An 8902-nucleotide genomic window follows, 5' to 3' on the forward strand; every position below is an offset into this window, starting at 1 on the left:
GCTCACTATAGGTTTTTATTCTTATGCCTGAATTGATTTTTATTATAGGTCCTGCACGGTCAGGAACTCATCTTGTTGCTTCTACTTTAAATCGTGCTTTACCAAACGCTACTTATCTTGCTGAGATAAATGAGTTTTGGCTTAAATACTCTATTCCAGGCCAAGATAAAGTAGATCCTAAATTTTTAACTACTGAGTACTTAAATAAAATAAGGGTAGAGTTTTTAACATTAGCTGGAAACGCAGAATTAATCATTGAGAAAACAGCATCTAATTCATTGCGAATTGGTTTTATTAAGGCATTATTCCCTAATGCAAGTTTAATATTCTTACATAGGGATGGCTTACAGGTTGTAAAATCAGTTTTAAAAAAACAAAAAGGCAATATTAATAAAATCTCAAATAGTAAAACTGTTTCATTGATACAAAGATTTACTTTATTATTTTCAAGAATAAAAGCTAAGTTCTTAAAAATTAAGGTTACACCAAAGAACTTGTTCTTATTATGTAAAGAGAATATGGCGAATGTTTTGAATATTTTGAATTTAAAAAATGATGTACATTGGGGGCCAAAATTTTGCTCGAAGAAGTCTCGCTCACAAATATTACACCCGGAAATATATGCTTTTATGCAGTGGGGAGCTTGTACACAGTCTATTAATGACTCTATGGTTGGCTTACATGATAAAAGTGATTATTTGTCGTTAAACTTTGAGGATGTAATTAAAGATCATAGAAATTCGGCAGCAGAACTTAATTCTTTTTTAGCAATTGATTCTGTTATTTTTGATATTGATATTAGTGCTGATACCGATGTTAAGCCAAAAGACTTGGAGTTTTATACAATATTAAAACAATTAAGTCATAGTTTTGAGGAAAAAGAATGTCGTTAGTGAGTATTATTACCCCTTCATATAAGTCAAAAGCAATTATTTTAGAAACTCTACTTTCAATAGAGAAGCAAACATATAAGGATTTTGAGGTACTGATAGTTGATGACGCATCTCCTGATGGAAGTGCGGACTATATTGAGCAAAACCTTCCTGATAATAGATTTAAAATAATAAAACTAGATAAAAATGTCGGTGCAGCTGAAGCTAGAAATGTAGCAGTTAGAAAGGCTACAGGTAAATATATAGCTTTCTTGGATTCTGATGATTTATGGCATCCTAATAAGCTGGAAAAGCAAATTGATTTTATGCAAAAAAATGATATTGCCTTTTCTTTTTCTGCTTATGAAGTTATTGATGAAGAAGGAGGCTTAGTTAAAGAAAAAATATCCGTACCATCTAAAATTACTAAATCTCAATATTTAGGGAATACTGTAATTGGCTGTCTTACTGTTATTCTTGACCGTTCTAAAATTTCCCAAGATATACTAATGCCTAACCTGAGAAGTAGCCATGATATGGCATTATGGGTTAATTTGTTAGAAGAAGTTAAAGTGGCATATGGGTATCAAGAAGTTTTAGCTAGTTATAGGTTAGTCGGGTCATCTAATACTGCTAATAAATCAAAAGCAGCAAAAGAGGTGTGGGATGTCTATAGAGGTTACTTGAAATATAACATTTTTTTATCATCTTACTACTTTGTACAATATGCACTTAATGCAATTCTAAAGAGGTTGTAATGACTCAGTGCGATAAATTTATTAAACGAATTTTTGATATCATCGTATCATTTATAGGATTAATTATTACATTACCGGTAATCTTAATTTCTTGGCTTATATCGGCTGTAGAAACCAGTTCTAATGGTTTTTTTATACAGAAGAGAGTTGGTAAAAATGGAAAACTATTCAACGTAATTAAAATAAAGACAATGAGAAAGGTATCAGGTGTTAATACTAGCGTTACAACAGAGAATGATGTAAGAATCACTAATAGTGGCGTGTTTTTTCGTAAAACAAAAATTGATGAATTACCCCAGTTATGGAATGTTTTAATAGGTCAAATGAGCTTTGTTGGTCCGAGGCCTGATGTACCTGGATATGCGGATGTGTTAACGGGAAAAGACCGTTTAATATTATCTATTCGTCCTGGAATAACAGGGCCTGCTTCAATAAAATATAAAGACGAAGAGGCGTTGTTGGCCAAACAAGAGCACCCCGAAAGTTATAATCGTAACGTGATTTGGCCAGATAAAGTTGACATGAATTTGTCTTATATAAAGTATTACTCATTCGTTAAAGATGTAAATTATATTTGGAAAACAATTGTAGGTTAATATGTTAAATACCCCGTTTTCCCCTTGGCCTAGCTTCACACAAGAAGAGGCTGATGCAGTACAAAGTGTTCTTCTTTCAAATAAAGTTAATTATTGGACAGGCCAAGAAGGTCGTGAATTTGAAAAAGAATTTGCAGCTTATAGTGACACAAAATACGCCGTTGCTTTAGGTAATGGCACCTTGGCTTTAGACATTGCGTTAAAAGCTATCAATATTGGTGCTGGTGATGAAGTTATAACTACGCCTCGTACATTTTTAGCCTCTGCTTCAAGTATTGTTACAGCTGGTGCAAAACCAGTATTTGCTGATGTTGATTTAAATAGCCAAAATATTACCGTACAAAGTATTGAGGCGGTACTTACCCCAAATACAAAAGCGGTAATTGTTGTTCACTTGGCGGGTATGCCTGCTGAAATGGATGCCATTATGGCGCTTAGTAATAAGCATGGTTTTTATGTTATTGAGGATTGTGCGCAAGCGCATGGTGCAAAATATAAAGGTAAACCTGTTGGCTCTATTGGCCATGTTGGTGCTTGGAGTTTTTGCCAAGACAAAATAATGACTACTGGTGGTGAAGGTGGCATGGTTACCACTAACGATGAAACGTTATGGAAAGCAATGTGGGCTTATAAAGATCATGGTAAATCGTGGGATGCTATTTACAATAAGGAGCATCCACCAGGCTTTAGATGGCTACATGAAAGTTTTGGTACTAATTGGCGTATGACAGAAATGCAGGCCGCTATTGGCCGTATTCAGTTAACGAGAATGCCTGAATGGACAGCTAAGCGCCAAGCTTATGGTAAAAAACTTGATAATGCAGCAAGTGAATTTAAGTTAATACGTGTAGTTGATGTGCCTGATTACAGCGAGCATGCAGAATATAAACATTACATGTTTATCAAACCTGAGCTTTTAGCTGATGGTTGGGATCGTGATCGTATTGTTAATGAAATTGTTGCAGAAGGTGTTCCGTGTTTTCAAGGTAGCTGTTCTGAAGTGTATTTAGAAAAAGCGTTTGATAATACAGGTTTCAGACCAGAAAAACGTTTACCTAATGCGGTTGAGTTAGGTGAAACAAGCTTGATGTTTTTAGTGCATCCAACGTTAATGCAGGTTGAAATGGATAAGACGGTTAAGGTGTTAGAAAGGGTGTTAGCGCAAGCAAGTAAATAATAGTAAAAGTGCGACACTTTTTATCGTATGCATTACCACGCGGAGCGTGGAACGAGACTACAATAATATGTACAGCACTGTAGGCGTGGTTTTTAATTGTGCTAATATACGTTACTACGTGGAACGTGGGAACGAGCTGGCAGGATATCTCGGGCATCACGGCGCAGTAAAGCGCGAATAAATTCAGGCCTACAATGATCACCTGCAGCTATATAGAATTGGTGAAAATGTCTTTTCAATTGTTGAACGCTATTAATTATACAGGTGCATTGGTATTACGCCTTTTAAACGCTCTAAGTCGCCATCCCCAACGCCATGCCTTTTGAAATAGTATGACCATTGCGATACTAATTCTAAGACTTCTTTGATAATTTTTTCAGCTTTAAATCGCTTTAGCCCAAAGCGTTCTGACTGCGAAAGTAAGTTTTCAATAGTTCCATTACGTCCATCTAGACCTATTCCCATCCCATGTTGATTATTTGCATTAATAGGAAGAACGTCATATGCAGGAGATAAACGCCAGTCTTTGTTTTTAAATGAATACAAAAATGCGTGATTTCGAGTATGGTCATCCGTATTGCCTATTAACGTGTTAAATACCATACGATGAAATAATTCAGCAGCATCATCTGGTTCGCTACTGTATTTCAAAATAAATTCAGCTAAAAAACCATAGCTATAACGCTCAGTTAGTGAAGCGTTGTTTACTGAATGCAAATTTATTAGTGAGTTGGCACTAATAAAGTGATGAGTTGGACGAGTATCTATTAAATCAAAACGCTCAACAAGCAATACATCGCCATTATCTGTTTCAACTACTTTGCTAGGTGCAACTCGACAAGCTAATTCGCTCAACATACTCATCGTGGCATGCTCTACTTTAGCGTGGTTAAATAAGTCTTCTGGACGATTAAATTTTGCTAAATAGGTTATGCCAGCATCTGACACTGTGGTTTTTGGTCTAGCTCCACCCATACTTGAACCATATTCAAAGGCTTTTTTAGCTTCTTGTGGTACTTCTTCATCATTTAATATCGCATCTTTTGCTTTTAGTAACATTGGGATATCACCCAATGTGTTTTTGTTTAGTTTTGTTTTAGAAGTGCTACTTGAAAGACTAAAAACTAAGGAACCAACACCCATACCAGAGCCAGCTAGCAAGAATTCAATAGAATTTTTGGGCTTGGTATTATGTAATGATAGTATAATTTTCTCGCCCCAAGAGTCAGCGCCTGCGTCTAAAAGTACTCCAAACACACCTTTTTGATTGGTTGTTGTGAATATACTGCTATTAAGCGGTAAATTTAATGGGTCGAGTGGGAAGGCATCACTTCTTAATAAATAACTCTTCCCATATCGAAATTCACCATATCTTTTTTGAGTATCAAGCGTAACAACTCCGCAAACAATTGGCTTATCTTCAATACCGTCAATAAATACAAACGCTTTAGAAATCATTAGATAGTTCCTCACGATTATTTCTTGCTTTACGTGATCTATTGGCTTCAATTAATTCAGCACGTTCATTAACTGCTGCTTGTATTAGATCAGCTAAATCTAAAAAGGAGACTACATTAAAGAGTGATTTAGAATTCACTCCAATACCCCGTTCAATTGATGATATTGTGGTACGACTTACACCCACTCTTTTTCCAAGTTCGCTTTGATCCATTGTTTCAGAACGAACGTTTTTAACCAATTTTCCAATTGATTTCAGTAATTCATCTGCCTTATTTTGCATCATATTTAAATCATTAATTGCTTATGCGTTAAATATAGCGCACTAGTTGTACTTGGGCAACTGCTTTAAATATAAGGCAATAAGGCTTAATGCCTTTTATAAGATGCATAATGGTGGTGATTTAATGGGCTTGATTGCATTAACGCGAGGAGAGCGTGGGAACGAAACTATATTGCGCTAGGTACATATAGGCACATCGTTGCATTATTCCACGCAAGGATTTATTCACGATAAACAGCGAAAGTTCACATGATACAAGGCTCTGCTTCATAATATGATAATGTTGTTTAATTGAAAAGCGCGAATACTTTTTATTAGTTAGGCCGCACTACGGGTAGTGAGTAACTTGGATTTTCGATAAGAAACCTTGGAAATGACGGGATTGAGGCTATAGATTCCCGACAAGACAACTCGGGAATGACGGGGTTAGTTGTAGGCGGGATTTCAATCGCGCTGGTTATTTGGGCTTTATAAAAGTTGCTATAAAGCGTGAATAAATTAGTCATGTGCTAATAAGTTAATAAAGCGCGAACAAGTTCCCGCCTACGGGTAGTAAGTAACTTGGATTTTCGATAAGAGGCCTCGGGAATGAGGGGGGAGGCTATAGATTCCCGACAAGACAACTCGGGAATGACGGCGCAGTAAAAGCGCGAACACTTTTTATTAGTTAGGCCGCCTACGGGTAGTGAGCAACTTGGATTTTCGATAAGAGACCTCGGGAATGAGGGGGAGGCTATAGATTCCCGACAAGACAACTCGGGAATGACGGGGTTAGTTGTAGGCGGGATTTCAATCGCGCTGGTAAATTTTTGCTTTATAAAGTTGCTATAAAGTTGCTATAAAGTGCTAATGTTTTTCGGTTAGCTCAGTTACCTACGGTAAAATTAAAGTTAGATACTTGATGATATGCATCGGGAATAATGTAAAATATTAGTATAAAAATTAAAGAGATGGATTTATGAAAATTGCTATTGCCGGTACAGGTTATGTGGGCTTATCAAATGCTATGTTATTAGCGCAACACAATGAAGTGGTTGCTGTTGATATTATCCCTGAAAAAATTGAGATGCTTAACCGTAAACAGTCGCCGATTGTTGATGTTGAAATTTCTGATTTTCTTGTAAATAAAGAGTTAAACTTCTCAGCAACCTTAGATAAAGAAGCAGCTTATAAAGATGCTGACTATGTTGTTATTGCTACCCCTACGGATTATGATCCTGAAACTAATTACTTTAATACTAATTCGGTTGAAGCGGTTATTCGTGATGTAATGGCCATAAACCCTAAGGCGGTTATGGTAATTAAATCAACTGTGCCTGTTGGTTATACTCGTCGAATTCGTGAAGAATTTGGTTGTGATGGTTTGATGTTCTCTCCTGAGTTTTTACGCGAAGGTAAGGCGTTATACGACAATCTTTACCCGTCACGTATTATTGTTGGTGAAGATTCTGAGCGTGCCCGTGTTTTTGCTAATTTGTTAGTGCAAGGTGCGATAAAAGAAAATATTGATGTATTGTTTGTGCGTTCAACTGAGGCTGAAGCGGTTAAGTTGTTTTCAAATACGTATCTTGCTATGCGTGTGTCATACTTTAATGAATTAGATTCGTATGCCGAAGTACACGGCTTAGACTCTCGTCATATTATTGAAGGGGTAAGTTTAGACCCTCGTATTGGCGGCCATTATAATAACCCTTCATTTGGTTATGGCGGTTATTGTTTACCAAAAGATACTAAGCAATTACGTGCTAACTATAAAGATGTGCCTAATAATATTATTAGCGCGATAGTTGACGCTAACAGTACCCGTAAAGACTTTATTGCAGACTCTATTATTGGCCGTAAGCCTAAAGTGGTTGGTATATATCGTTTGATTATGAAATCAGGATCTGACAATTTTAGAGCGTCTTCAATTCAAGGTATTATGAAGCGTATTAAAGCCAAAGGTATTGAAGTTGTTATTTTTGAGCCTGTGTATGAAGAAGATGAATTTTTTAATTCAAAAGTCATTAAAGATGTAAATGAATTTAAAGCTATGTCTGATGTTATTGTCTCAAATCGTATGGTTGAAGAGTTATCTGATGTGGTTGATAAAGTTTATACTCGTGACTTATTTGGTAGCGATTAAGAAAAAATATGTGATTTTTTGTAGGCGGGAATTTATTCGCGCTTTGATTTAAATGTTGATTTTCAATATTTAAATGTAATAAAAGGTCAACAGATGCGCGAATAAATTCCCGCCTACATTGGTACTCTTCGTTCAATGGGGTATGTTTTTTTCGGGCTTTGAAATGATTTTTAGGAAAGAAGATGAAATATTTGGTAACAGGCGCTGCGGGTTTTATTGGTAGTGTGGTGGTTGAACGTTTATGTGATGCTGGGCATGATGTTATTGGTATTGATAATATTAATGATTATTACGACGTTAATTTAAAATTAGCGCGTTTAAAGCGTATTGAACATGCCTCTTTTACTTTTATTAAAATTGATTTAGCTGACCGCGAAGGTATGGCTGATTTATTTGCTACTCATCAATTTGATAAAGTTATTCATTTAGCCGCACAAGCCGGTGTTCGTTATTCTATTGAAAACCCAATGGCGTATGCAGACAGTAATTTAATTGGTCATTTAACTATTTTAGAGGGCTGTCGAAACAACAAGGTGAAACATTTGGTGTATGCTTCATCCTCTTCTGTTTATGGCTTAAATGGTAAAGTTCCTTTTGCTACTTCTGATACGGTTGATCATCCTGTTTCTCTATATGCGGCCACTAAAAAATCTAATGAGTTAATGGCGCATAGTTATTCGCATTTATATGATATTCCTACTACGGGATTACGCTTTTTTACGGTTTATGGGTCGTGGGGACGTCCTGATATGGCGCCTTATATTTTCACCAAAAAGATTTTAAACGGTGACACCATTGATATAAATAACAATGGGGATATGTGGCGTGATTTTACTCATGTAGATGACATTGTTGAAGGTGTTATTCGTATTGCTGATGTTGTTCCTGAGCGTGATGAAAGTTGGACAGTAGAAGCAGGTAGTCCGGCCACAAGTTCAGCGCCTTATGCCGTTTATAATATTGGTCATGGCTCACCCATTAATTTGATGGATTTTGTTAAGGCCATTGAAGATGAGCTTGGCATTGAAGCGAAGAAAAATTTCCGTGAAATGCAAGCGGGTGATGTTTATCAAACCTATGCTGATACGCAAGATTTATTTAAAGCTACCGGGTATATTCCTAAAATTACCGTTAAAGAAGGTGTGGCAGAATTAATTACTTGGTATAAAGAATTTTATAAAGTGTAAATCAATAACGAAAATATTGTAATGTTAAAAAGGCATAATCATTGATAGTGATTATGCCTTTTTTTTGGTCTTGCTTTTGTAGGAGGCAGCCCTGCTGGCGATGGGGTTAATGGAATATGGTGTGTTTGTATAATGCAAAAATTTCATTTTTGGGTCACCTATCTTGAAAAACACCAAGGGCAGCTTCCTACGTTTTGAGGTATGAGATTATATTATTTTTATTACCGTAGGAGGCAGCCTGCTGGCGATGGGGTTAATGGAGTATGGTGTATTTGTTCAATTCAAAAATTTCATTTTTGGGTCACCTGCAGGGCAGCTTCCTACGTTTTGAGGTATGAGATTATATTATTTTGATTACCGTAGGAGGCAGCCCTGCTGGCGATGGGTTTAATGGAGTATGGTGTTTGTTCAATGCAAAAATTTCATTTTTGGGTCACCTGCAGGGC

At 36.3% G+C, this 8902-nt stretch carries 8 protein-coding genes; 6 read left to right on the forward strand and 2 right to left on the reverse strand.

The window, feature by feature from the left end:
- Nucleotides 1–23 precede the first annotated feature (23 nt).
- Genes KO502_RS00710 through KO502_RS00725 form a run of 4 tightly spaced genes read left to right on the forward strand, consistent with a single transcriptional unit; the run spans nt 24 to nt 3403 of the window.
- The gene (locus KO502_RS00710; protein WP_216020639.1) at nt 24–893 is read left to right on the forward strand and encodes a sulfotransferase; all 870 of its coding nucleotides are present in this window, start codon (nt 24–26) and stop codon (nt 891–893) included.
- A complete protein-coding gene (locus tag KO502_RS00715) occupies nt 884–1630 on the forward strand; it encodes a glycosyltransferase family 2 protein (protein WP_216020640.1) in 747 nt (248 codons plus the stop codon). Before KO502_RS00710 ends, KO502_RS00715 begins: the two co-directional genes overlap by 10 nt.
- Nucleotides 1630–2226 (forward strand): sugar transferase, encoded by a 597-nt coding sequence (locus tag KO502_RS00720; RefSeq protein WP_216020641.1) that lies wholly within the window; start codon nt 1630–1632, stop codon nt 2224–2226. Before KO502_RS00715 ends, KO502_RS00720 begins: the two co-directional genes overlap by 1 nt.
- A gap of 1 nt (nt 2227) precedes the next feature.
- A complete protein-coding gene (locus tag KO502_RS00725) occupies nt 2228–3403 on the forward strand; it encodes a DegT/DnrJ/EryC1/StrS aminotransferase family protein (protein WP_216020642.1) in 1176 nt (391 codons plus the stop codon).
- Nucleotides 3404–3655: 252 nt separating this feature from the next.
- Here KO502_RS00725 and KO502_RS00730 read toward each other — a convergent pair whose 3' ends face one another.
- Complete coding sequence (locus tag KO502_RS00730; RefSeq protein WP_216020643.1) at nt 3656–4861, reverse strand: HipA domain-containing protein; 1206 nt, start codon at nt 4859–4861, stop codon at nt 3656–3658.
- Nucleotides 4851–5147, reverse strand: coding sequence for a helix-turn-helix domain-containing protein (locus KO502_RS00735; RefSeq protein WP_216020644.1), 297 nt, complete (start codon nt 5145–5147; stop codon nt 4851–4853). The genes KO502_RS00730 and KO502_RS00735 overlap by 11 nt, the downstream gene beginning before the upstream one ends.
- 955 nt (nt 5148–6102) lie before the next feature.
- Here KO502_RS00735 and KO502_RS00740 point away from each other — a divergent pair.
- Both KO502_RS00740 and KO502_RS00745 read left to right on the forward strand, forming a co-directional pair.
- Entirely contained in the window at nt 6103–7269 is a 1167-nt protein-coding gene (locus KO502_RS00740) for a nucleotide sugar dehydrogenase (protein ID WP_216020645.1), read from the forward strand.
- 182 nt (nt 7270–7451) lie between these two features.
- Nucleotides 7452–8456 carry an NAD-dependent epimerase gene (locus KO502_RS00745; protein WP_216020646.1) on the forward strand — a complete coding sequence of 335 codons (1005 nt, stop codon included), beginning with the start codon at nt 7452–7454 and terminating at the stop codon, nt 8454–8456.
- Nucleotides 8457–8902 lie beyond the last annotated feature (446 nt).

Source organism: Colwellia sp. E2M01 (assembly GCF_018860585.1).
Lineage (GTDB): Bacteria > Pseudomonadota > Gammaproteobacteria > Enterobacterales > Alteromonadaceae > Colwellia.